The 22,610-nt window shown below is 56.1% G+C and carries 20 protein-coding genes; 12 read left to right on the forward strand and 8 right to left on the reverse strand.

What is annotated here, in order from left to right; all coding sequences use genetic code 11:
• The first annotated feature begins 310 nt into the window (after positions 1-310).
• The 5 genes from glgB (at position 311) to glgP (ending at position 9,750) form a co-directional block, all read left to right on the forward strand.
• Positions 311-2,497 (forward strand): 1,4-alpha-glucan branching enzyme, encoded by a 2,187-nt coding sequence (glgB, locus tag VIJ98_RS01330; RefSeq protein WP_323271904.1) that lies wholly within the window; start codon positions 311-313, stop codon positions 2,495-2,497.
• On the forward strand, positions 2,497-4,476 hold the full coding sequence (gene glgX, locus VIJ98_RS01335; RefSeq protein ID WP_323271905.1) for a glycogen debranching protein GlgX: 1,980 nt from the start codon (positions 2,497-2,499) through the stop codon (positions 4,474-4,476). The genes glgB and glgX overlap by 1 nt, the downstream gene beginning before the upstream one ends.
• A gap of 10 nt (positions 4,477-4,486) precedes the next feature.
• Complete coding sequence (gene glgC / locus VIJ98_RS01340; protein ID WP_008109866.1) at positions 4,487-5,782, forward strand: glucose-1-phosphate adenylyltransferase; 1,296 nt, start codon at positions 4,487-4,489, stop codon at positions 5,780-5,782.
• A gap of 65 nt (positions 5,783-5,847) precedes the next feature.
• The gene (gene glgA, locus VIJ98_RS01345) at positions 5,848-7,281 is read left to right on the forward strand and encodes a glycogen synthase GlgA (protein WP_008109867.1); all 1,434 of its coding nucleotides are present in this window, start codon (positions 5,848-5,850) and stop codon (positions 7,279-7,281) included.
• Between the two features lie 21 nt (positions 7,282-7,302).
• The gene (gene glgP, locus VIJ98_RS01350; protein WP_061718409.1) at positions 7,303-9,750 is read left to right on the forward strand and encodes a glycogen phosphorylase; all 2,448 of its coding nucleotides are present in this window, start codon (positions 7,303-7,305) and stop codon (positions 9,748-9,750) included.
• Between the two features lie 97 nt (positions 9,751-9,847).
• On the opposite strand, the gene VIJ98_RS01355 is transcribed toward glgP, so the two are convergent.
• Both VIJ98_RS01355 and VIJ98_RS01360 read right to left on the reverse strand, forming a co-directional pair.
• Entirely contained in the window at positions 9,848-10,405 is a 558-nt protein-coding gene (locus VIJ98_RS01355) for a DcrB family lipoprotein (protein ID WP_097095266.1), read from the reverse strand.
• 116 nt (positions 10,406-10,521) lie between these two features.
• The gene (locus VIJ98_RS01360) at positions 10,522-11,187 is read right to left on the reverse strand and encodes a 7-cyano-7-deazaguanine/7-aminomethyl-7-deazaguanine transporter (protein ID WP_008109874.1); all 666 of its coding nucleotides are present in this window, start codon (positions 11,185-11,187) and stop codon (positions 10,522-10,524) included.
• A gap of 193 nt (positions 11,188-11,380) precedes the next feature.
• Here VIJ98_RS01360 and tusA point away from each other — a divergent pair, with 193 nt between their 5' ends.
• On the forward strand, positions 11,381-11,626 hold the full coding sequence (tusA, locus tag VIJ98_RS01365) for a sulfurtransferase TusA (RefSeq protein ID WP_036649974.1): 246 nt from the start codon (positions 11,381-11,383) through the stop codon (positions 11,624-11,626).
• Here tusA and VIJ98_RS01370 read toward each other — a convergent pair.
• Positions 11,623-13,899 carry a zinc/cadmium/mercury/lead-transporting ATPase gene (locus VIJ98_RS01370; RefSeq protein ID WP_323271907.1) on the reverse strand — a complete coding sequence of 759 codons (2,277 nt, stop codon included), beginning with the start codon at positions 13,897-13,899 and terminating at the stop codon, positions 11,623-11,625. The genes tusA and VIJ98_RS01370 overlap by 4 nt on opposite strands.
• A gap of 92 nt (positions 13,900-13,991) precedes the next feature.
• Positions 13,992-14,621 carry a lysoplasmalogenase gene (locus tag VIJ98_RS01375; RefSeq protein WP_323271909.1) on the reverse strand — a complete coding sequence of 210 codons (630 nt, stop codon included), beginning with the start codon at positions 14,619-14,621 and terminating at the stop codon, positions 13,992-13,994.
• 164 nt (positions 14,622-14,785) lie between these two features.
• Here VIJ98_RS01375 and VIJ98_RS01380 point away from each other — a divergent pair, with 164 nt between their 5' ends.
• Positions 14,786-15,142: a DUF2500 domain-containing protein gene (locus VIJ98_RS01380; protein ID WP_323271910.1), complete on the forward strand. Its 357-nt coding sequence runs from the start codon at positions 14,786-14,788 to the stop codon at positions 15,140-15,142.
• A 68-nt stretch (positions 15,143-15,210) separates the two neighbouring features.
• Here VIJ98_RS01380 and VIJ98_RS01385 read toward each other — a convergent pair whose 3' ends face one another.
• Together VIJ98_RS01385 and rsmD are read right to left on the reverse strand one after the other, a co-directional pair.
• Positions 15,211-15,480: a DUF1145 family protein gene (locus VIJ98_RS01385; protein WP_008109883.1), complete on the reverse strand. Its 270-nt coding sequence runs from the start codon at positions 15,478-15,480 to the stop codon at positions 15,211-15,213.
• A complete protein-coding gene (gene rsmD, locus VIJ98_RS01390) occupies positions 15,470-16,066 on the reverse strand; it encodes a 16S rRNA (guanine(966)-N(2))-methyltransferase (RefSeq protein ID WP_323271913.1) in 597 nt (198 codons plus the stop codon). Before rsmD ends, VIJ98_RS01385 begins: the two co-directional genes overlap by 11 nt.
• Before the next feature lie 232 nt (positions 16,067-16,298).
• On the opposite strand from rsmD, the gene ftsY reads away from it, so the two are divergent.
• The 4 genes from ftsY (at position 16,299) to rpoH (ending at position 20,485) form a co-directional block, all read left to right on the forward strand.
• The gene (gene ftsY / locus VIJ98_RS01395; RefSeq protein WP_323271915.1) at positions 16,299-17,741 is read left to right on the forward strand and encodes a signal recognition particle-docking protein FtsY; all 1,443 of its coding nucleotides are present in this window, start codon (positions 16,299-16,301) and stop codon (positions 17,739-17,741) included.
• 5 nt (positions 17,742-17,746) lie between these two features.
• Positions 17,747-18,415, forward strand: a complete 669-nt coding sequence (ftsE, locus tag VIJ98_RS01400) for a cell division ATP-binding protein FtsE (RefSeq protein WP_323271917.1) — start codon at positions 17,747-17,749, stop codon at positions 18,413-18,415.
• The gene (gene ftsX, locus VIJ98_RS01405) at positions 18,405-19,388 is read left to right on the forward strand and encodes a permease-like cell division protein FtsX (RefSeq protein WP_008109891.1); all 984 of its coding nucleotides are present in this window, start codon (positions 18,405-18,407) and stop codon (positions 19,386-19,388) included. Before ftsE ends, ftsX begins: the two co-directional genes overlap by 11 nt.
• A 239-nt stretch (positions 19,389-19,627) precedes the next feature.
• Positions 19,628-20,485 (forward strand): RNA polymerase sigma factor RpoH, encoded by an 858-nt coding sequence (gene rpoH, locus VIJ98_RS01410; RefSeq protein ID WP_008109892.1) that lies wholly within the window; start codon positions 19,628-19,630, stop codon positions 20,483-20,485.
• A gap of 149 nt (positions 20,486-20,634) precedes the next feature.
• Here the strand turns inward: rpoH and panM are convergent, their stop codons facing one another.
• Together panM and VIJ98_RS01420 are read right to left on the reverse strand one after the other, a co-directional pair.
• The gene (gene panM / locus VIJ98_RS01415) at positions 20,635-21,021 is read right to left on the reverse strand and encodes an aspartate 1-decarboxylase autocleavage activator PanM (RefSeq protein ID WP_323271920.1); all 387 of its coding nucleotides are present in this window, start codon (positions 21,019-21,021) and stop codon (positions 20,635-20,637) included.
• A gap of 85 nt (positions 21,022-21,106) precedes the next feature.
• A complete protein-coding gene (locus tag VIJ98_RS01420) occupies positions 21,107-21,232 on the reverse strand; it encodes a hypothetical protein (protein ID WP_323271922.1) in 126 nt (41 codons plus the stop codon).
• 191 nt (positions 21,233-21,423) lie between these two features.
• Between VIJ98_RS01420 and VIJ98_RS01425 the strand changes: the two genes are divergently transcribed.
• On the forward strand, positions 21,424-22,551 hold the full coding sequence (locus VIJ98_RS01425) for a branched-chain amino acid ABC transporter substrate-binding protein (RefSeq protein ID WP_061718403.1): 1,128 nt from the start codon (positions 21,424-21,426) through the stop codon (positions 22,549-22,551).
• Positions 22,552-22,610 lie beyond the last annotated feature (59 nt).

Below are 22,610 nucleotides of genomic sequence, written 5' to 3' on the forward strand. Positions count from 1 at the left end.
TTATCCAGGCTGCAAAAATTCATGCAAATTGCGCCTGACAAGTGATCCGCTTCCCCTTTTTGCTCGCCCGATAAGAATTTTTCACGATCCTCCCTGGCTTCTGCCAGCCTCAAGCTATGATTTAACAGAGATGTGCCGGTTGTTAACTGTTTTCGTTTTTTCGAACTAAATGGTTGTTGTACACGGTGATGATCTTTCCCACGGACGGTTGTGTCCTCGCGGTGTACCTATGGCTCAATGAAAAGCAGCGCACCCGAGGCGATAATCCTGCCGACTCTGGTCGCCTGCGCAAAATCATAGGAAGAAAGTCATGTCAGAGCTTCCCGATCGCCAGGCGATCAATGCCCTTTTTGCCGGGAATTATGCCGATCCCTTTTCATTACTGGGAATGCACCAAACAGCCGAAGGCCTTGAAGTGCGTGCGCTACTGCCCGATGCCTCCGATGTTTGGGTGATTGAAACCAACACCGGACGCAAATGCGCCCAGCTTACCTGCCTCGACTCACGCGGTTTTTTCTGTGGCGTGATTCCGCGCCGTAAAAATCTGTTTGGCTATCAGCTGGCGGTGAACTGGCATGGCCAGCAAAACCTGATTGACGATGCCTATCGCTTCGGCCCGCTGCTCGAGGAGATGGATGCATGGTTATTGGGTGAAGGCACCCATCTGCGTCCGTACGAAACCCTTGGCGCACATGGCACCACCATTGATGGCGTGCACGGCACGCGCTTTGCCGTTTGGGCACCTAACGCGCGTCGCGTATCGGTGGTAGGCGAGTTCAACTTCTGGGATGGCCGACGTCATCCGATGCGTTTCCGCCGTGAACTCGGCGTTTGGGAACTGTTCGTGCCAGGCGCGGTGAATGGCCAGCTGTATAAGTTTGAAATCGTGGATAATTCCGGTCAGATGCGCATCAAAGCCGATCCCTTCGCCTTTGAAGCGCAAATGCGTCCACAAACCGCCTCGATGATCTGCGGGCTGCCACCAAAAACCGAGATGCAGCCACGGCGCAAAGCCGCCAATGGATTTGACCAGCCGATTTCAATTTATGAAGTGCACCTCGGTTCATGGCGACGTCACACCGATAATAACTTCTGGCTCAGCTACAAAGAGCTGGCGGAGCAGCTCGTCCCCTACGTCAAAGAGATGGGCTTCACCCACATCGAACTGATGCCGATTAACGAACATCCGTTTGACGGCAGTTGGGGCTATCAGCCGCTCGGCATGTATGCGCCGACGCGCCGTTTCGGGACGCGCGATGAGTTCCGCCACTTCATTGCCGCCGCGCATGATGCCGGCATTAACGTGCTGCTCGATTGGGTGCCTGGCCACTTCCCAAGTGATGATTTCGGTCTGGCGAAGTTTGATGGTACCGAACTCTACGAACACAGCGATCCGCGCGAAGGTTTTCATCAGGACTGGAACACGCTGATCTACAACTTTGGTCGTCGTGAAGTCAGCAATTATCTCTCCGGCAACGCCTTGTACTGGATGGAGCGCTTTGGCATTGATGGGCTGCGCGTCGATGCGGTGGCGTCAATGATCTACCGCGACTACAGCCGCGCCGAAGGCGAATGGGTGCCAAACCACTTTGGTGGACGCGAAAACCTCGAAGCGATTTCCTTCCTGCGTCATACCAACCGCATTCTGGGCCGCGCCGCGCCTGGCAGTGTCACGGTAGCCGAAGAGTCCACCGATTATCCTGGCGTCACGCGTCCTTCGGAAGATGGCGGCCTCGGTTTCTGGTTCAAATGGAATCTGGGCTGGATGCACGACACGCTGGATTACATGAAACTCGATCCGGTACATCGTCGCTACCATCATCAGCTGATGACTTTCGGCATGCTCTACAACTACACCGAAAACTTTGTGCTGCCGCTGTCGCACGACGAAGTGGTGCACGGCAAGCGTTCGATCCTCGATCGCATGCCCGGCGATGCCTGGCAAAAGTTCGCCAACCTGCGCGCCTATTACGGCTGGATGTGGGGCTTCCCCGGCAAGAAGCTGCAGTTTATGGGCAACGAATTTGCGCAGGGGCGCGAGTGGAACCACGATGCGAGCCTCGACTGGCATCTGCTGGAAGGTGAGGATAACTGGCATAACGGCGTGCATCGTCTGGTGCGCGATCTCAACCACACTTATCGCCATTTTGCGCCGCTGCATCAGCTTGATTTTGATGGGCAAGGTTTTGAGTGGCTGGTGGTCGATGACCATGAAAATTCGGTATTTGTGTTTGTGCGCCGCGATCGCGAGGGCAATGAAATCATCGTGGTCAGCAACTTTACGCCGGTAGCGCGTCCGCACTATCGCTTTGGCGTCAATCAGCGTGGCGGCTGGCGCGAGATCATGAATACCGACCAGCACGATTATCACGGCAGCGACACGCGCAACCACGGCGTGGTGCACACCGATGAGATTGAAAGCCACGGTCGGCCGCAGTCGCTGAGTTTGACCTTACCGCCGCTGGCAACGCTTTGGCTGGTGCGGGAGAGCGACTGATGCTGGAGCAGGGGCAGCCGGAACCGTTAGGTGCGCACTATGATGGGCACGGCGTTAATTTCACGCTGTTCTCCCAGCATGCCGAACGCGTCGAACTCTGCCTGTTCGACGCGCACGGTGCTGAGCGCCGTTTCGCGCTGCCCGCGCGCAGCGGTGATATCTGGCACGGCTATTTTCCCGCGCTGAAGCCCGGCCAGCGCTATGGCTATCGCGTACACGGCCCGTGGGCACCGCAGCAGGGACATCGCTTTAATCCCGCCAAGCTTTTGGTCGATCCCTGTGCCAAAGCGGTAACGGATGAAGTGGCGGACGACGCGCGTTTCAACGGCGGCGAACGTGAGCCGGACGGTGTGGATAACGCTGCCATCGCGCCGAAATCGCTGGTGATCGCCGAAGATTTTGACTGGGAAGGCGATCGCACGCCGCGCACGCCGTGGGGCAATACGGTGATTTATGAAGCGCATGTGCGCGGCTTAACGCAGCAGCATCCGGAAATTCCGGAAAGGCTGCGCGGCACTTATGCGGCGCTGGGTCATCCTGCTATGGTGAAGTACCTGCGCCATCTCGGCATCACCGCGCTTGAGCTGTTGCCGATTGCTCAATTCACTAGCGAGCCGCGCCTGCGCCGTTTAGGCTTGAGTAATTACTGGGGCTACAATCCGTTTGCCTTATGGGCGGTGGATGCGCGTTACGCTTCGGGCGAAAACGGTTTATCGCCGCTGCAGGAGTTTCAGCAGGCGGTCAAAGCGCTGCACGCGGCGGGCATCGAAGTGATTCTCGATGTGGTGTTCAACCACACCGCCGAGCTGGAAGAGATCGGGCCAACGATTTCGCTGCGCGGCGTGGATAACGCCAGCTATTACTGGCTGGATGGCAACGGCGAATACCAAAACTGGACTGGCTGCGGCAACACGCTGAACCTCAGCCATCCGCAGGTGATGGCGTGGGCGCTGGAAGCACTGCGCTACTGGGTGCGCGTTTGCCATGTTGATGGTTTCCGCTTTGACCTCGCCAGTGTGTTGGGTCGCACGCCGGAATTTCATCAGGATGCGCCGCTGTTTGCCGCCATCAAAGCCTGTCCGCTGCTCTCTAAGGTGAAGCTGATTGCCGAGCCGTGGGACATCGGTTCCGGCGGTTATCAGGTCGGCAACTTTCCGCCGGACTTCGCCGAGTGGAACGACCATTTTCGTGATGCGGCGCGCCGTTACTGGCTGCATGGTCAACTGAATAATGGCGATTTTGCCCGCCGTTTTGCCGCATCCAGCGACGTTTTCCAGCGTGAGGCGCGTCTGCCGCACGCCAGCATCAATCTGATCACCGCTCACGACGGCTTCACGCTGCGCGATGTGGTGAGCTTCAACAACAAACACAATCAGGCCAACGGCGAAGACAATCGCGACGGCAGCAGCAGCAACTTCAGCCATAACCACGGCAAAGAGGGACTGCAGGTCAATTTCGATATTGTTGAACGGCGGCGGCGTAGTGTTCATGGATTGCTGACCACGCTGCTGCTGGCGCAGGGCACGCCAATGCTGCTGGCGGGTGACGAACGCGGTCACAGCCAGCACGGTAACAACAACGCCTATTGCCAGGACAATCCGCTGACCTGGTTGAACTGGCAACAGGATGATTTTGGCCTGGTCGACTTCACTGCTGCGTTAATCCGCCTGCGCCAGCGCATTCCCGCGTTGACGCAGGATCGCTGGTGGCAGGAGGGCGATGGCAGCGTGCAGTGGTGCAATGCCAGCGGCACACCACTGGAAGCCGAGCAGTGGGAACAGGGGACGCACAGAATGCAGATCCTGCTCTCCGGCCGCTGGTTAATAACAATAAACGCCATGGAATCGGTGAGTGATATCGCCTTACCAGACGGAGAGTGGCGTGCCATTCCTCCTTTCGCCGGGGAAGATAACCCCATCCTGACAACTGTCTGGCACGGTCCCGCACACGGTGTGTGTGTGTTCCTAAAGCAATCATAAGGAGTCAGACATGGTGAAATTAGATAGAACAGATCATCTGATGCTGGCGCGCCAGCTCCCTACACAAACGGTTGCCCTGATCCTTGCTGGCGGGCGCGGTACGCGCCTGAAAGATCTCACCGCGAAACGCGCCAAACCTGCCGTGCACTTCGGTGGCAAGTTCCGCATCATCGACTTTGCGCTGTCCAACTGCATCAACTCGGGCATTCGGCGCATCGGCGTGATCACCCAATATCAGTCACATACGCTGGTGCAGCATATCCAGCGCGGCTGGTCACTGTTCAACGAAGAGATGAACGAGTTTGTCGATCTGCTGCCGGCGCAGCAGCGTGCCGCTACCGAACACTGGTATCGCGGCACGGCCGATGCGGTGACGCAGAACCTCGACATTATTCGCCGCTACAACGCGCAGTACATCGTGATACTCGCCGGGGATCACATCTACAAAATGGATTACTCGCGCATGCTGCTCGACCATGTCGATCGCGGCGCGAAGTGCACCATCGCCTGCTTACCGGTGCCGTTGGCCGAAGCCACGGCGTTTGGGGTGATGGCGGTGGATGCGGAAAACAACGTGGTCGATTTTGTCGAAAAACCGCCGAAGCCGCCGTCAATGCCGGGTGACGACAGCCGAGCGTTGGCCAGCATGGGCATTTACGTGTTCAACGCCGATTACCTATATCAGCTGCTGGAAGAGGACCTGCAAGTGGCCGACTCCAGCCACGATTTCGGCAAAGATCTGCTGCCGAAAATCGTCGCCAGCGGCGAGGCGTATGCGCACTCCTTCACGCTCTCCTGCGTGCAGGTTGACGAAAACGCCGAGCCGTACTGGCGCGACGTCGGGACGCTGGAAGCTTACTGGCGCGCCAATCTCGATTTGGCGTCGGTCACGCCCGAGCTGGATATGTACGATCACAGCTGGCCGATTCGCACCCATATGGAGCCGCTGCCGCCGGCGAAATTTGTTCAGGATCGATCCGGCAGCCACGGCATGACGATGAATTCGCTGGTGTCGGGCGGCTGCATCATCTCCGGTTCGGTGGTGGTGAATTCGGTGCTGTTCCCGCGCATTCGCATCAACTCGTTTTGCAATATTGATTCCGCAGTGCTGCTGCCTGATGTGGTGGTTGGCCGATCGTGTCGTCTGCGTCGCTGCGTGATCGATCGCGCCTGCGAACTACCAGAAGGCATGGTCATTGGCGAAAACCCCGATGAAGACAGCCGTCGTTTCTACCGTTCAGAAGAGGGCATCGTACTGGTGACGCGCGCCATGCTGGCCAAATTGGCTGGCGCAGCAGGGAACTAGGTCACGAACAAGCACACAGGCAATCGCCGCGGGGAACGCGAGCGGTCACATAATAGGGGTTCAGGATGCAGGTTTTACATGTCTGTTCAGAGCTTTTCCCGCTGTTGAAAACCGGCGGACTGGCTGATGTCGTCGGTGCATTACCACAGGCGCAAATAGCCGATGGTACGGATGCGCGGGTGTTGATTCCCGCCTATCCGGATCTGCGTAAAGGAATTCCTGATACTGAGGTCCTGGCGGAGTTGCAAACTTTTGCTGGGCCGGTACGCTTACTTTTTGGACATTTTAACGGCGTTGGTATTTATTTAATCGATGCGCCGGGATTGTATGAACGTCCCGGCAGCCCGTATCACGATACCTCGCAGTTTGCTTACGTGGATAACTACCTGCGTTTTGCGCTGCTGGGCTGGATGGGCGCCGAGATTGCCAGCGGGTTAGATACGGATTGGCAGCCAGACATCGTGCACGCACATGACTGGCATGCAGGCTTAACCTGCGCCTATATCGCCGCGCGCGGTCGTCCGGCGAAAACGGTATTTACCGTGCATAACCTGGCGTATCAAGGGCTGTTTTCTGCGCGTCATCTGGATGAAATCCAGATCCCACGCGCCTTCTTCGATATGCATGGACTGGAGTTCTTCGGGCAAATTTCTTACCTCAAGGCAGGCCTGTTTTATGCCGATCATATAACGGCGGTCAGCCCGACTTACGCGCTGGAGATCACCCGACCCGAATTTGGTTACGGCATGGAAGCGCTGCTCGAACAGCGGCTGCGTGAAGGGCGGCTGAGCGGGATTTTGAACGGCGTCGATCCGGGCATTTGGGATCCGGCACACGATCTGCTGCTCACCGCGCGCTACGACAGCGAAACGCTGGAGAGCAAAGCGGAGAACAAGCGCCAGCTACAAATTGCCATGGGCCTGAAGGTGGATGATAAAGCGCCGGTGTTCTGCGTTATCAGCCGTCTGACCAAACAGAAAGGGCTGGATCTGGTGCTGGAAGCGTTGCCGGGTTTGCTGGCGCAGGGCGGACAACTGGTGCTGCTCGGCCAGGGCGATGCCGAGTTGCAGCAAGGTTTCCTTGCGGCGGCGGCGGAGCATCCGGGCCGCGTTGGCGTGCAGATTGGTTATCACGAAGCCTTCTCGCATCGCATTGTCGGCGGCGCGGATGTGATTATGGTGCCGAGCCGTTTTGAGCCGTGCGGCTTAACTCAGCTGTATGGTTTGAAGTATGGCACGCTGCCGCTGGTGCGTCGCACCGGCGGGCTGGCGGATACGGTGCAAGACAGCTCGCTTGAGAACCTGGCGGATGGCGTCGCCAGCGGTTTCACTTTCGAAGACAGTAATGCCTGGTCGCTGCTGCGGGCGATTCGGCGCGCATTTGTTCTGTGGTCTCGTCCTGCACTCTGGCGCTACGTTCAGCGGCAGGCGATGGGGATGGATTTTAGTTGGCAGGTGGCAGCACAAGCCTACCGCGATCTTTATCAACGTTTGCTGTAATGAGAGATTGGGATACTTGATATGAATGCACCTTTCACCTATGCCTCACCCACGCTGACGGTTGATGCGCTGAAGCACTCAATCGCCTATAAGCTGATGTTTACTATTGGTAAAGATCCATCGATTGCGAATAAGCATGAGTGGCTTAACGCCGCTTTGCTGGCGGTACGTGATCGCATGGTGGAACGCTGGCTGCGCTCCAGCCGCGCGCAGCTCTCGCAGGATGTGCGACAGGTTTATTATCTGTCGATGGAGTTCCTGATGGGGCGCACGCTCGGCAACGCGTTGCTGGCGATGGGCATTTATGAGGATCTCAATCAGGCGCTGGAGGAGATGGGCCTCGACCTTAGCGAGCTAATGGAAGAGGAGAACGATCCTGGCCTCGGCAACGGCGGTTTGGGACGTTTGGCGGCCTGCTTCCTCGATTCGCTCGCCACGCTCGGTTTGCCGGGGCGCGGCTACGGCATCCGTTACGATTACGGCATGTTTAAGCAGAACATCGTTGATGGGCAACAGCGCGAATCGCCGGATTACTGGCTGGAATACGGCAATCCGTGGGAATTTCAGCGCTTTAACACGCGCTACAAAGTGCGATTCGGTGGCCGTCTGCAGCACGAAGGCGCGCGGGTACGCTGGGTGGAAACCGAGGAGATCGTGGCGATGGCTTACGATCAAATCATTCCCGGTTTTGATACCGATGCCACCAACACGCTGCGTCTGTGGGGCGCGCAGGCCAGTAACGAAATCAACCTCGGTAAGTTCAATCAGGGCGATTACTTTGCTGCGGTAGAAGATAAAAACCACTCGGAAAACGTGTCACGCGTGCTCTATCCGGATGACTCCACCTATTCGGGGCGCGAGCTCCGTCTGCGTCAGGAGTATTTCCTCGTCTCCTCGACGGTGCAGGATATTCTCAATCGTCACTGGCAGATGCATGAAACCTGGGACAATCTGCCAGACAAAATTGCCATCCACCTTAACGATACGCATCCGGTGCTGGCAATTCCGGAACTGATGCGTCTGCTGATCGATGAGCAGAAATTCAGCTGGGACGATGCCTTTGAAGTGACCTGTCAGGTGTTCTCCTACACCAACCACACGCTGATGACCGAAGCGCTGGAAACCTGGCCGGTGGATATGATCGGCAAGATCCTGCCGCGTCATCTCAGCATCATCTTTGAAATCAACGACTACTTCCTCAAAACTATCCAGGAATACTATCCGGATGATTGGGACTTGATGTCGCGTATCTCGATCATCGACGAAAATGATGGCCGCCGTATTCGCATGGCGTGGCTGGCGGTGGTGGTGAGTCACAAGGTAAACGGCGTGTCGGAGCTGCACTCCAACTTGATGGTGCAATCGCTGTTCGCTGACTTCGCGCGTCTGTTCCCTGGCCGTTTCTGCAATAAAACCAACGGCGTGACGCCACGTCGCTGGCTGGCGCTGGCCAATCCGGCACTCTCCGACGTGCTGGATGAGGCGATTGGCCGCAACTGGCGAACCGATCTCGGCCAGCTCAACGAACTGTCCACGCAGGTCGATTATCCGGCTTTTATCGAACAGATCGCCGACGCCAAGTTCGCCAACAAGAAACGCCTGGCGGATTGGGTGGCGAAGAACATGGATATCGTGCTTGATCCGCATGCGCTGTTCGATGTGCAGATCAAGCGCATCCACGAGTACAAACGTCAGTTGCTGAACGTGCTGCACGTGATTACGCGCTACAACCGCATCAAGGCCGATCCCAGCGCCGAATGGGTGCCGCGCGTCAATATCTTCGCCGGTAAAGCGGCGTCGGCCTATTACGTGGCGAAGCACATCATTCACCTGATCAACGACGTTGCCAATGTGATCAACAACGATCCGCAGGTGAAGAACAAGCTGAAGGTGGTGTTCATTCCGAACTATGGCGTGAGCCTGGCGCAGATCATCATTCCGGCGGCGGATCTCTCCGAGCAGATTTCAACGGCGGGAACTGAAGCGTCGGGTACCAGTAACATGAAGTTTGCGCTGAACGGCGCGTTAACTATCGGCACGCTGGATGGTGCAAACGTTGAGATGCTGGAGCATGTCGGCAAGGAGAATATCTTTATCTTCGGCAACACCACGCCGCAGGTAGAGAAGCTGCGCACCGACGGTTACAACCCGCGTAAGTATTACGAGGACGATCCCGAGCTGCATCAGGCGCTGACGCAAATCGCCAGCGGCGTGTTCAGCCCGCAGGAGCCAGGGCGCTACCGTAATCTGTTTGATGCGCTGGTGAACTTCGGCGATCACTATCAGCTGCTGGCGGATTACCGTAGCTATGTGGATACGCAGGACAAGGTGGACAAGCTTTATCGTCAGCCGGATAAGTGGCAACGCAGCGCGGCGCTGAATATCGCCAATATGGGTTATTTCTCGTCGGACCGCACCATTCAGGAGTATGCGGATGAGATCTGGCACATTTCGCCAGTGAGATTGTAAAGCGGGGATGGCAAACCAGGTCGCCATGAATGGCGACCCTACGAAAACCGCATTGAGCCATTTGTAGGGTCGCCATTCATGGCGACCGTTTTAAGGCTTACTTCAATGTGATGCTTTTGACGATGCCATCAGCATCGCTCTGCGCTTGCTGCTGGTTATCCGCTGGCAAGGTAATCTGCAGTGTCAGCAGTTTGCCGTCCACTTTTGCCAGAATTACCGAAGACCATGAGGTCTGATTGTTGGCAGAAATCACCGTATCCAGCTGCTGTGCCGGCTGGTCTTTCAGCGTCACCGCTTTGTTAGACACCACCTGCAGCTGTGGATCGCGGCTGCGCTGCTGTTGTTCCAGGCGCTGTGCCAGCGCATCAAGCGCTTCATTGGTTGGATCACCCGCAATCACGATAATCGCGCGCTGACCGGTTTCGTCGGCATAGACGTGCATGTTGGTGGATTCAGAGCCGAGCTTGCCGCTCTTGTCAGACATGCCCGCAGGCAGTGAGAAGCTCAGTTTGCCGTCCATCAGGTTAACCGTCTGGGCCGACTGGCTGGCGCTCGCACCGTTGCTGTTCGCTGCCGCATCATCTTTCTTCTGGTCACATGCCGCCAGGCCGATAACCAACAGGCCAATACCCACATATTTCACTACGTTACGCATTCTTTTCCCTTTTACATGATTCCAGTCAGGCGTTATCAAAACGGAATCGGCGGTTAAAAGCAACCGCCGGAGTGTCAGGAAATCTTAGCGTGTGGTGGCGTTTCGTCTATATGCAATTAACCGAAATTGATCTGCTGCTGCGCAGAACGTTCGGCTAGGCGCTTCAGCATGGCATTCAGCAGCACGCCGTAAGCGGGCAGGAAGAAGATCATGCAGATCAGCACTTTGAAGCTGTAATCCACCAGTGCGATTTCGACCCAATGTGCCGCCATAAACGGGTCTGGACTCTTGTAGAAAGCGATGAAAAAGAAGGCCAGCGTATCGCTGATATTACCGAGGAACATCGCTGCCGCTGGGGCAATCCACCACTGCGATAAACGGCGCAAACGGTTAAAAACGTGGACGTCGAGAATCTGTCCCAGCGCATAAGCCATAAAGCTGGCGCAGGCGATACGTGCAACAAACAAATTCACCTCTTCCAGTGATGCCCAACCTTGCCATTCGCCCTGATAGAACACGCAGGAAACGATGTAGGAGATCACCAGCGCAGGAATCATCACCGCCAGAATAATGCGACGAGCCAGCGGCGCGCCAAAGATACGCACGGTGAGATCGGTAGCGAGGAAAATAAACGGAAAGCTAAACGCGCCCCATGTGGTGTGGAAGCCAAAGATGGAAACCGGCAGCTGTACCAAATAGTTACTGGACGTGATCACCAGCAGATGGAAAAGCGATAGCCAAAACAGCGCATGCATGCGCTGACGTGCAGAGAAGTTGATCATTGTAAGCCTTTTTAGTGATGGGGTGAGGGAACCCAGGTTCGCGCGTTGGCACGATGGTAAATAAAAAATCGGCGGCATCTTAACGCGTTGCGCAATTTATGCAATGGTTAATTTTAACGCAATCGTTATCGCCTTGCGTTGGCTCATTCGCGCGCTAGAATGAGCGCCTATCACTAACAACTGACAGAGAATCATGAGCGATCCCTTTTCTGCGCCAGACCATCAGCTTGATGCCCTTGGCCTGCGCTGCCCGGAGCCGGTAATGATGGTGCGTAAAACCGTGCGCAGCATGCAGGCTGGTGAAACCTTGCTGATCATTGCTGACGATCCCGCCACCACGCGCGATATTCCCGGTTTCTGCCGCTTTATGGAGCATGAGTTGCTGGCACAGCAGACCGAAAGCCTGCCGTACCAGTTTCTGATTAAAAAAGGCGCTTAACGCTGACGCAGCAAGCGCAGCGCGTTGGCTGTCACCAGTGCGGTGGCACCAGAATCCGCTAAGACCGCCAGCCACAAACCGGTGAAGCCGAGCAGCGTGGTGACCAGAAAAATCGCCTTTAATCCCAACGCCAGCGCCACGTTCTGACGAATGATGGCGCGCGTGCGCCGTGCCAGCACAAGGGTACGCGGCAGAATCGCCAGCTGGTTTTGCGTTAATGCCACATCCGCCGCTTCCAGCGCCACATCGGTGCCGCTGCCCATCGCAATGCCAATGGTGGCGGCTTTCATGGCGGGCGCATCGTTAATGCCATCACCAACCATCGCCAGTGATTGCTGTGCGCCCAGCGTTCTTATCGCTTCAACTTTATCAGCGGGCAGCAAACCCGCGCGATAATCGATGTTGAGTTCAGCCGCAATGGCGGCGGCCGCGCGTGGATTGTCGCCGGTCAGCATCACGCTATTCACACCAAGCTGCTGCAACTCAGCCAGCGCGCTGATCGCTTCGCTACGTAGCTGGTCCTGCAACGCTAACGCGCCCAGCACCTGCTGTTCTTGTAACAGCAACACCACGGTTTGGCCCTGCGCTTCCAATTCAGCAATTTGCTGTTGCTGTGCGTTGTCGAGATGGCCGACTTCGCGCGGCGTGAGCAGCTGATAAGTTACGCCTGCAATCGCGGCACGAATGCCGCTGCCGGCCAGCGTTTGCTGCTGTGCAGCTTGCGGAATGGTGAGCGCGCGACGCTCGGCTTCGCTGACAATCGCCCGCGCCAGCGGATGGGTGGATCCTTGTTCAACGGCGGCGGCGATACTCAGCAGATTGTCTTCCGCCATCGCGCCAAAGGGCTGAATGTGGCTGATCTGCGGTTTACCGGCGGTCAGCGTGCCGGTTTTGTCGAACGCCATCATGCTCACACGACTGAGACGCTCCAGCGCCGCGCCGCCTTTGATCAGCGCGCCCTGACGCGCGGCGGCGGCCAGGCCGGAGGTGATAGCGGCAGGCGTAGAGATCACCAGCGCACACGGGCAACCAATCAATAGCAGCGTTAGCCCTTTATAAATCCACGGCAACCATTCGCCAAAGCCGAGCAGCGGCGGCAGCACCATCACCAGCAGCGCCAGCAGCATTATGGCGGGCGTATAAATGCGGCTAAAGCGATCGATAAAACGCTCAACCGGCGCACGATGGGTTTCGGCTTCCTCAATCAGTTGCAGGATGCGGTCAATGGCACTTTGTCCGGGCTGGGAAATGACTTTCAGCGTCACCAAACGATCGAGGCTGGTGGCACCGGCCATGATCTGTTCGCCAGGCTCACGCGCCACCGGCAGCGATTCACCAGTTAGCGCACTTTCATCAAAGCTGGCGCTGGCCTGCAGCAGTTCGCCATCGGCGGGTAAACGCCCGCCGGCCGCTACCTCAATCACATCGCCGGGTTGCAGCTCCTCTAAACGGACGTTTTCCCGCTGCGTGCCGTTGATGCGCGTGGCGGTATCAGGACGCAGCGCCATCAGCGCCGTCACGCCTTTGCGCGCGCGTGCCGCCGCGTAAGCTTCGAGGCGTTCTCCCAGTTGGAACAGCAGCAGCACCATCGCGGCTTCGGCATGCGCGCCAATCACCAGCGCACCGGCGGCGGCAATGGTCATCAACATCTCAATACTGAACGGCGAACCGTTGCGCAGCAGTTTCCACGCGTTGCGCGCGATAGGTGCGAGGCCAACCAAGGTGGTGGCGATAAACAGGCGATCGCCCCAAAGCGGCGAAAACTGGCTCAGCAGCCAACTGGCGAGCATTAGTACGCCAAGCAGCAGCAAACCGGCATTTTCCTGCCAGCGGCTTTCGGGTTGTGGAGGCGATGAGGAATCGCTGGCGCTCAGCGTGAAGCCGGCATTTTTCACCACCTGCTCGATGGTGGCGCGAATATCGTGGTCGGCATCGACTACCAGTTTTTCACTGGCAAAAATTACTCGTGCTTGCTGAACCTGCGGTACCCGTTGCACGGCGGTTTCGATTTTACGCGCGCAGCTGGGGCAATCCATACCCGCAATCTGCCAGCGAAATTGGTGTGAAGAGATGGCGGGCCTGTCGCTTTCGGCGTCGCTTTCGCCGCCGGGCGATCCGCTGTCGCTGTCACAGCAGCCGCAATCGCTGTCTGGCGTGACGGGCTGCGCCGCGGAGATTTTTAGTGTTGCGGGTTTTATGCTGCGAATTGAGCACAGCGGCTGCGGCTGACGGTGAGATTTGCCACAGCGGCAAGGGTGAGCATGTTGATGCATATAACCTCCGGAATCAGGGGCGGGCTGATGCCCGCGCCCTAATGCTACACTCTGGAGTGGACTCCAGAGTCAAGCGGAAGGTGACGTTATCTTCAGTAGAGCCACAGTGAACGCGCAATCATGAAGTGACCGGCGAAGTAGCAGGCGGCGACGATGGCGCTATCGGCGCTGAAACGGCGGCGATAATGCGAGATAAACCAAACAATATTAGCCAATAGCAGCAACGCGGCACCCACCAGCAGCGAGAAGCTGAAGTCAGTTGGACGGAAGAAGTAGTTCTCCGCTGCCATCCAGTTCATCACCAGCGTCATGCCGATTAAGGTGCAGATCGGCCAGCGCAGATCTTCCAGTTTGCTCCACAGAATCCCGATAACAATCACACCAATAATCAGCAAGGTGAGAGGAATCGGCCAGAAGAAACTCATGGTCATGTGCGCGGCAAAACTGATGGTGTACAGCAGATGCGACAGGAAGAACGCGCCCAGCGCATAAAGCATTTGCTGACGCGGCAACAGCATTAACGCGTCACCCACCAGCGTGGCGACCAGACCGGCCAGAATCAAATAATCGGTGGTGTTGAAGGTTGGAGCTTGCCACGCCCATGCAACGAGCAACAGCAAGGTGACAGGTTTAAATAGCCAGCGTTGCCATTGCGGACCGCGGTATGAAGCATCGACGTAGAGCCAGCCGGAAAAAAGTACGGCAAGGAAAGACCAAAGCATTTTTTCTCCCTTTTCTGGACGAAATGTCCGCCAGTTTGATGAATTTTCCCAAAATCACCCTCTCAGTGTAAGTTACCGCCGCCGAATGTGACAATCAGCCGACTCTGGTTGTATGCTTTGTCGTCTTTACCCGTTCCGAATTAACGCAAAGCACGAGATAAATCATGAGCAAACCACCGCTAATCTTTTTCATCGTACTGGCCATTATTGCCGTTTTGGCGACCCGTCAGTTTATTAAACAGCGCCGCGAAACGGCGGTGAACGATGCCTCGCCGGTGCGCTCGCTGAGCGTGGAAGTGAAAACTAAACGCGAATTTCCGTCGCCCAATCGCCGTTCACGTCAGCGCGAAGAGATTGTGGCGGAAGATATGAAGTATGAAGCCTGGTTCCATCCGCTGAACGGTGCCAGCGATATCAAAGTGACGGTGAACGCGAACGAGTATCACCAGATCGATAAGGGCGCGAAGGGCGAGTTGAAGATGAAGGGCACGCGTTTTGTAAGTTTTACTCCGGCCCAGTAGGGTCGCCATTCATGGCGACCTGGCTATAAGCCGCACGACATGGCGACCTGGTCACAAACCGCACGAAACTACATCTTCGGATAATGCTTTTTCTGCCACGCCAGCAGCTCAAACACGCCAAAGAAGAAGATCTTCGCCTGGGTTACGCCGCTCAGTTTCGGCGCGTCTTTCGGCTGGGTCGCGCGCAGCAACACCAGCTGCAGGCCGTGCATAATCACCATAAAGAACAGCGCCACGTGCACGAAATAACGCAGCGGCGTCGGGAAAGGTTGCACCAGATTGAGCAGCAAAAAGGCCCAGACGCAAATCATCAGTAAACGTCCCAAATTAAGCCACATCGTGCGTCTCCTGTTGACGTTGATAAAGGCGATAAGCCACCTGACCGGCAATCTTCTCGCGATACAAATCCCAATTCGCGGGTGCTACGGGCGTGCCGTTTTCCACTTCACTCTCGACATAAATCAGCGCTTCAGCCGCTAACCAGCCATTCTGCTCTAACAGCGTCAACGTTTCCTGTAACAACCCTTTACGGAACGGCGGATCGACAAACACCACGTCAAACGGCTCGCCCGGCTGACTCAGCCACTGCAGCGTGTTGGTTTGCACCACCTTGGCCTGGGTGGCGCGCAGCGTTTGCAGGTTCTGTGACAGCTGTTGCGCCACCGAACGCTCCAGCTCCAGCAGCGTGGCTGAAGCCGCATAACGAGACAGCGCTTCCAGCCCTAACGCGCCGCTGCCGGCGAAACAATCGAGGCAGCGCGCTTCCTGGATATCCGGTGCCAGCCAGTTGAACAGGGTTTCACGTACGCGATCGGTGGTGGGGCGCAAACCTGCGCTATCCGGCACCGGTAATTTACGGCCGCGCCACTGACCGCCAATGATGCGGATCTGGCCAGCGCTGCTGTTGCGGGGGGATTTACTCATTTCGCTCACAACTCGTCATAATTTGTTGCGTAGTTTAACGGGCGTAGCGGGCAGAAGAAACGTTAAAAAAGGGTGCTGTGGTGCGCTGGCTGGAAAGTGTTAGACTACTGAGTTGGTATAGTGCGCGTAATTACCTGATTTTTACGCCGCTCACCCGCTTAAAATTGAATATTTTATCCCCTGGGAACAAGCGTGCTACCGGGAATAAGCCATCGAGGAGTAGGGTCACACAATGGCAAAAGAGAAAAAACGCGGCTTTTTTTCCTGGTTAGGCTTTGGCAAAGAAGAAGAGACGCAACAACCTGCTGAAGAGCAGCAGCAAACCACCGAGGTGGTCGCTGAGCCTGCCGTTGAAGAGAGTGCGCTCGATCGCGCCGAAGCGCAGGCTGTCGAAACCGTCGCCGTCACCGAGCAGGTGGCGGAACAGCAGCAGGTTGAACCGGAACTGATTGAAGAGCCGGTTATCGAGCCGCAGGAACCTGAGCCGGTTACCGCAATCGTTGAAGACGTGCTGCCGGAAGAGATAACGCAGCCGGATGTGGCACCAATCGAAGAAGAGCCGCAGCTGGAAGAGCTGGCGCTTGAGCCGGAACTGGATGAAGAAGCGCCTTTAACCGATGAAGAACTGGAAGCGCTGGCGTTAGCGGAAACCTATGCGGAAGATGCCGAGCTAGCCGAAGCTACGCAGGATACCGTGAGCGATCTGCCTCTGGCCGCTGCGCCGATGATTGCGCAGGAGCAGGAGCGTCCTACCAAAGAGGGTTTTTTCGCCCGTCTGAAACGCAGCCTGGTCAAAACCCGTGAAAACCTCGGTTCGGGTTTTATCGGCCTGTTCCGTGGTAAGAAAATCGATGACGATCTGTTTGAAGAGCTGGAAGAGCAGCTGCTGATTGCCGACGTTGGCGTTGAGACCACGCGCCGCATCATCACCAATCTGACACAACAGGCTAATCGTAAGCAGCTGCGCGATGCCGAAGCGCTGTATGGCCTGCTGAAAGCTGAAATGTCCGGCATTTTGGAAAAAGTGGATCAGCCGCTGGAAGTGGGTGGCAAAACGCCCTTCGTCATTCTGATGGTTGGCGTCAACGGCGTGGGTAAAACTACCACCATCGGTAAGCTGGCGCGTCAGTATCAGGCGCAGGGCAAATCGGTGATGCTGGCAGCGGGTGATACCTTCCGTGCGGCAGCCGTTGAGCAGCTGCAGGTTTGGGGCCAGCGCAACAACATTCCTGTGGTGGCGCAGCATACCGGCGCAGATTCTGCCTCGGTGATTTTTGACGCCATTCAGGCCGCCAAGTCGCGCAATGTGGATGTACTGATCGCTGATACCGCCGGTCGCTTACAGAACAAATCGCATCTGATGGAAGAGCTGAAAAAAATTACCCGCGTGATGAAGAAGCTGGATGAAGATGCACCGCATGAAGTGATGCTGACGCTCGACGCCAGCACCGGGCAAAACGCCATCAGCCAGGCCAAACTGTTCCATGAAGCGGTGGGCCTGACCGGCATCACCCTGACGAAACTGGATGGCACCGCGAAAGGCGGCGTGATCTTCTCGGTTGCCGATCAGTTCGGCATTCCGATTCGTTATATCGGTGTTGGGGAAGGCATCGAGGATTTACGGCCATTTAAGGCCGCAGACTTTATTGAGGCACTGTTTGCCCGAGAGGAATGATTGGGATGATTCGCTTTGAAGAGGTCAGTAAAGCTTACCTGGGAGGACGTCAGGCGCTGCAGGGAGTGGATTTCCATCTGCGTCCCGGCGAAATGGCGTTCCTGACCGGCCATTCCGGCGCGGGGAAAAGTACCTTACTGAAGCTGATTTGTGGCATTGAGCGCCCGAGCGCCGGGCAGATCTGGTTTAGCGGCCACGATATTTCGCGTCTGCGTCACAGCGAAGTGCCTTTCCTGCGACGTCAGATCGGCATGATTTTCCAGGATCACCATTTGTTGATGGATCGTTCGGTCTACGACAACGTAGCGATCCCGCTGATTATTTCCGGGGCCAGCGGAGAAGATATTCGTCGTCGCGTGTCGGCAGCGCTGGATAAAGTCGGCCTGCTCGACAAAGCGAAAAGCTATCCGATTCAGCTCTCTGGCGGTGAACAGCAGCGTGTCGGCATTGCCCGCGCGGTGGTGAACAAGCCAGCGGTGCTGCTGGCGGATGAACCCACCGGTAACCTCGACAACGCGCTGTCGGAAGACATCCTGCGCCTGTTCGAAGAGTTCAACCGCGTTGGCGTCACGGTGTTAATGGCAACGCACGATGTCGCGCTGATTGCACGCCGGAATTACCGCGTGATGACGCTCAATCAGGGACGTCTGCACGGAGGCCACGATGGTCAATAAACGCAACAAGCGCGCACCTGCGCCGAAAGCGAAGCAGCCTTCCAAAAGTAAGGCGCTAAAAGGCGGCTGGCAGGAGCAGTGGCGCTATGCGCTGCGTGGCACGCTGTCGGATATGTGGCGTCAGCCGCTGGCGACGCTGCTGACGGTAATGGTGATCGCTATTTCCCTGACGCTGCCGAGTGTGTGCTACATGGTGTGGAAGAACGTCAGCCAGGCGGCGACGCAGTGGTATCCCGCGCCGCAGTTAACGGTTTATCTGGATAAAGCGCTGGATGATACCGCAGCGGAGAACGTCACCGCGCAGCTCAAGCAGCTCGATGGCGTGGATAACGTCAATTACCTGACCCGTGAAGAAGCGCTGAATGAGTTCCGCAACTGGTCTGGTTTTGGTGGTTCGATGGACATGCTGGAGCAGAATCCGCTGCCGGCGGTGGCTATCATCACGCCAAAACTCAATTTCCAGAATTCGGACACCATGGCGAATCTGCGCGATCGCGTCGCGAAAGTGCAAGGCGTTGATGAAGTGCGCATGGATGACAGCTGGTTCGCGCGTTTAGCGGCGTTAACTGGGCTGGTGGGGCAGATTGCCTCAATGATTGGCCTGCTGATGGTGGTCGCGGTGTTCCTGGTGATCGGTAACAGTGTGCGGCTCAGCATCTTTGCGCGGCGCGATACCATTAACGTGCAGAAGCTGATTGGTGCTACCGACGGCTTTATCCTGCGTCCCTTCCTGTATGGCGGTGCGCTGTTAGGCTTTGGTGGCGCGGTGCTGTCGCTGCTGCTCTCCGAGGTGCTGGTGTTGCGCCTGCAATCGGTGGTGGCGCAAGTGGCAACAGTGTTTGGTACCACCTTTGTGCTGGAAGGTTTTTCCTGGGACGAAGGGCTGTTGTTACTGCTGATCGCCGCCATCATCGGCTGGATTGCTGCCTGGCTGGCAACGGTACAACATTTACGCCGTTTTACGCCGCAGTAACCAAAAGCAACGTTTTTTGATATACTCTTCCTCTGCTGCCGACGACCTGGGAGCAGAGGAATTCTCCTATTTCCCCCGCCGTCATCTGTGTGTAAAATATTCACTGCTATAATTGAACTTGTGGATAACTTTGTCGTCCAAGTAGCACAGATTGCTTCTGGTTTTCTCGTGACGTTGACATAATGTAGCGTCTGCGCAAAATACCGTGCAGCAAGTCCATTGAATTTGTGAGGGTTTGAATGACCAAAGAAATGCAAACTTTAGCGATTGCTCCTCTGGGTAACCTGGAATCTTACGTCCGGGCTGCCAACAACTGGCCGGTGCTGACGGCAGAAGAGGAAAAAGCATTGGCTGAGCGGCTGCATTACCAGGGCGATCTGGATGCAGCTAAGACGCTGATCCTTTCTCACCTGCGCTTTGTTGTTCATATTGCTCGTAACTACTCCGGTTACGGCTTGCCGCAGGCAGACCTGATTCAGGAAGGTAACATCGGCCTGATGAAGGCGGTGCGTCGCTTCAATCCTGAAGTCGGCGTGCGTCTGGTGTCGTTTGCCGTGCACTGGATTAAAGCAGAGATTCACGAATACGTGCTGCGTAACTGGCGTATTGTGAAAGTCGCGACCACCAAAGCTCAGCGTAAGCTGTTCTTTAACCTGCGTAAAAGCAAACAGCGTCTCGGTTGGTTCAACCAGGACGAAGTGGAAATGGTCGCACGCGAGCTGGGCGTGAGCAGCAAAGACGTGCTGGAAATGGAATCGCGCATGGCCGCGCAGGATATGACTTTCGACATGTCGTCTGATGACGAAGCAGGCGAAGGCAAATCAATGGCGCCAGTGCTGTATCTGCAGGATAAAACCTCTGACTTTGCCGATGGCATCGAAGAGGACAACTGGGATGCACATGCGGCTGATAAGCTGAGCGATGCGATGCTGAGCCTCGACGAGCGTAGTCAGGATATTATCCGCGCCCGTTGGCTGGACGATGACAACAAAACCACGTTGCAGGAGTTGGCCGACAAATACGGCGTCTCTGCAGAGCGCGTGCGTCAGTTGGAAAAGAACGCCATGAAGAAACTGCGTGTGGCGATTGAAGCCTGATAGCGATCGGGTGGAAAAATGGGGCGACTTTTAAGTCGCCCTTTTTATTGCGCGCGAATCGGTCGCCATGAATGGCGACCCTACGAACGGCGCGGGTTTTGTAGGGTGCGCATTTATGCGCACCGTTTCACCAACCGCACGAAATCCCTTCAGCGCACCCAACCATCAGCCTGCGCACGAAAACCACAAGCCTGCATAAACGCCGCGCGCACGCCCTGATCGGCGTCGCCGTCATCGGCAATCCACCAATGCGCTAACGCGCTGTTCTGCGCCATCGTCTCTTCCAGCAAGTATTGACCCACGCCACGTCGACGTGTGACTTCACGCACGTTGAGATGAGTGATCTTCCCCTGCGTGCCGCTGATGATCAGCTGTAGCGCCGCCAGCAATCTGTCGTTAAAACGCGCCGCATACAGACGCTGCGTGTCGCTGAGTTGCGCCTCCAGTTGCACAATATCGATTTCCGGCCAGACTTTAGCTAAATCGATACGATCCTGAGCGGTTAACGATGCTAAGCGCTGGATTGTCAGCTTCATACCTAATACCTGTACTAGTGCAAAGGCGATAGTGTAGCGAATTTAGACAGTCAGAGCGCTGTCACTTTTTTCTGATGAAAATAGGTCAAATGCCAGCCAGTTTGCCAGGATTGTGGAGTAAGCCATCAACGATAGCCGAAAAAGCCAGCATAACGCGCTGGTATTCTGCTGAAAAATCGGCCATAACAACCAGACGATTCTGCTGATCCACTCAGCCAATTCTGAATATGTCAGTTGATTTACAGAAGAAAGTTCCTGTTTAATAACCTGAAAAATAAAGCCTTATTACCTATAAATGCCAGAAAAGCGTGCTAACCCATTATTGCAGAATGAGTTTTCCCCTTTGACTGGCAGAAAATAAACAATCACAACAAACACGACACAACAGATGGGGAAGTTCGCATGAAAATGAGTAAAGGACGCGCATTACTGGCGGGCTGCGTTGCCCTGGCGATGAGCCATGCGGCGCTGGCAAAAGACATCAAAATTGCCATCGTAGGCGCATCAACCGGTCCGGTCGCGCAGTACGGTGACATGCAGTTTACCGGTGCCGCGCAAGCGATTAAGGACATCAACGCCAAAGGCGGCGTTAACGGTGACAAACTGGTTGGCGTGGAATATGACGATGCCTGCGACCCGAAACAAGCGGTAGCGGTTGCCAACAAAGTGGTTAACGACGGCATTAAATACGTTATCGGCCACCTGTGCTCCTCCTCTACTCAGCCTGCTTCAGACATCTATAACGACGAAGGCGTGCTGATGATCACCCCAGCCGCGACCGCGCCAGAACTGACTGCGCGTGGCTATGCTGATGTGTTGCGTACTACCGGTCTGGATTCCGATCAGGGCCCAACGGCGGCGACCTACATCCTCGACCACATCAAACCAAAACGTATCGCTGTGGTGCATGACAAGCAGCAATATGGTCAGGGTCTGGCGGAATCCGTGCAGAAAACCCTGAAAGCCAAAGGCGGCAACGTGGTGCTGTTTGAAGGTATCACTGCCGGTGATAAAGACTTCTCCACGCTGATTGCGCGCCTGAAGAAAGAGAACGTCGATTTCGTTTACTACGGCGGTTACTACCCGGAGCTGGGTCAGATTCTGCGTCAGGCAAAATCCGCTGGCCTGAATGCCGGCTTCATGGGCCCGGAAGGCGTGGGCAACGCTTCTCTGTCTAACATCGCAGGTGATGCGTCTGAAGGCCTGTTTGTAACGCTGCCAAAGCGCTACGACCAGCTGCCAGAGAACAAAGCGATCGTGGATGCAATCAAAGCCAACACCGCGTCGAATCGCAAAGATCCTACTGGTCCGTTCGTCTGGACAACCTACGCGGCAATTCAGTCGCTGGTGGCTGGTATCGAGCGCAGCAAGAGCGATGAGCCCGATGCGATTGCTAAGAACCTGAAAGAAGGCGCTGCCGTTCCAACCGTAATGGGCAACCTGAACTGGGATGAGAAAGGCGATCTGAAAGGCTTCGAATTTGGTGTCTTCAAATGGCACAAAGACGGCTCTTCTACCGCAGTTAAGTAATCCCCCAAAATTCCCTTTCCCGCGCGCGGGAGAGGGAATTATTCAGCTCCAGAGCAGGT

The sequence above is a fragment of the Pantoea sp. S18 genome (assembly GCF_045689705.1).
Classification (GTDB): Bacteria; Pseudomonadota; Gammaproteobacteria; order Enterobacterales; family Enterobacteriaceae; genus Pantoea; species Pantoea symbiotica.

Excerpts from the sequence above, each read along its gene's own strand:
- VIJ98_RS01370 (WP_323271907.1), bottom strand. The coding sequence starts at position 13,899 with ATGCATCAACATGCTCACCCTTGCCGCTGTGGCAAATCTCACCGTCAG.
- tusA (WP_036649974.1), top strand. The coding sequence starts at position 11,381 with ATGAGCGATCCCTTTTCTGCGCCAGACCATCAGCTTGATGCCCTTGGC.
- VIJ98_RS01425 (WP_061718403.1), top strand. The coding sequence starts at position 21,424 with ATGAAAATGAGTAAAGGACGCGCATTACTGGCGGGCTGCGTTGCCCTG.
- VIJ98_RS01375 (WP_323271909.1), bottom strand. The coding sequence starts at position 14,621 with ATGCTTTGGTCTTTCCTTGCCGTACTTTTTTCCGGCTGGCTCTACGTC.
- VIJ98_RS01385 (WP_008109883.1), bottom strand. The coding sequence starts at position 15,480 with ATGTGGCTTAATTTGGGACGTTTACTGATGATTTGCGTCTGGGCCTTT.
- glgB (WP_323271904.1), top strand. The coding sequence starts at position 311 with ATGTCAGAGCTTCCCGATCGCCAGGCGATCAATGCCCTTTTTGCCGGG.
- glgA (WP_008109867.1), top strand. The coding sequence starts at position 5,848 with ATGCAGGTTTTACATGTCTGTTCAGAGCTTTTCCCGCTGTTGAAAACC.
- glgX (WP_323271905.1), top strand. The coding sequence starts at position 2,497 with ATGCTGGAGCAGGGGCAGCCGGAACCGTTAGGTGCGCACTATGATGGG.
- VIJ98_RS01380 (WP_323271910.1), top strand. The coding sequence starts at position 14,786 with ATGAGCAAACCACCGCTAATCTTTTTCATCGTACTGGCCATTATTGCC.
- rsmD (WP_323271913.1), bottom strand. The coding sequence starts at position 16,066 with ATGAGTAAATCCCCCCGCAACAGCAGCGCTGGCCAGATCCGCATCATT.
- ftsX (WP_008109891.1), top strand. The coding sequence starts at position 18,405 with ATGGTCAATAAACGCAACAAGCGCGCACCTGCGCCGAAAGCGAAGCAG.
- VIJ98_RS01360 (WP_008109874.1), bottom strand. The coding sequence starts at position 11,187 with ATGATCAACTTCTCTGCACGTCAGCGCATGCATGCGCTGTTTTGGCTA.
- glgP (WP_061718409.1), top strand. The coding sequence starts at position 7,303 with ATGAATGCACCTTTCACCTATGCCTCACCCACGCTGACGGTTGATGCG.
- glgC (WP_008109866.1), top strand. The coding sequence starts at position 4,487 with ATGGTGAAATTAGATAGAACAGATCATCTGATGCTGGCGCGCCAGCTC.
- ftsY (WP_323271915.1), top strand. The coding sequence starts at position 16,299 with ATGGCAAAAGAGAAAAAACGCGGCTTTTTTTCCTGGTTAGGCTTTGGC.
- ftsE (WP_323271917.1), top strand. The coding sequence starts at position 17,747 with ATGATTCGCTTTGAAGAGGTCAGTAAAGCTTACCTGGGAGGACGTCAG.
- VIJ98_RS01355 (WP_097095266.1), bottom strand. The coding sequence starts at position 10,405 with ATGCGTAACGTAGTGAAATATGTGGGTATTGGCCTGTTGGTTATCGGC.
- panM (WP_323271920.1), bottom strand. The coding sequence starts at position 21,021 with ATGAAGCTGACAATCCAGCGCTTAGCATCGTTAACCGCTCAGGATCGT.
- rpoH (WP_008109892.1), top strand. The coding sequence starts at position 19,628 with ATGACCAAAGAAATGCAAACTTTAGCGATTGCTCCTCTGGGTAACCTG.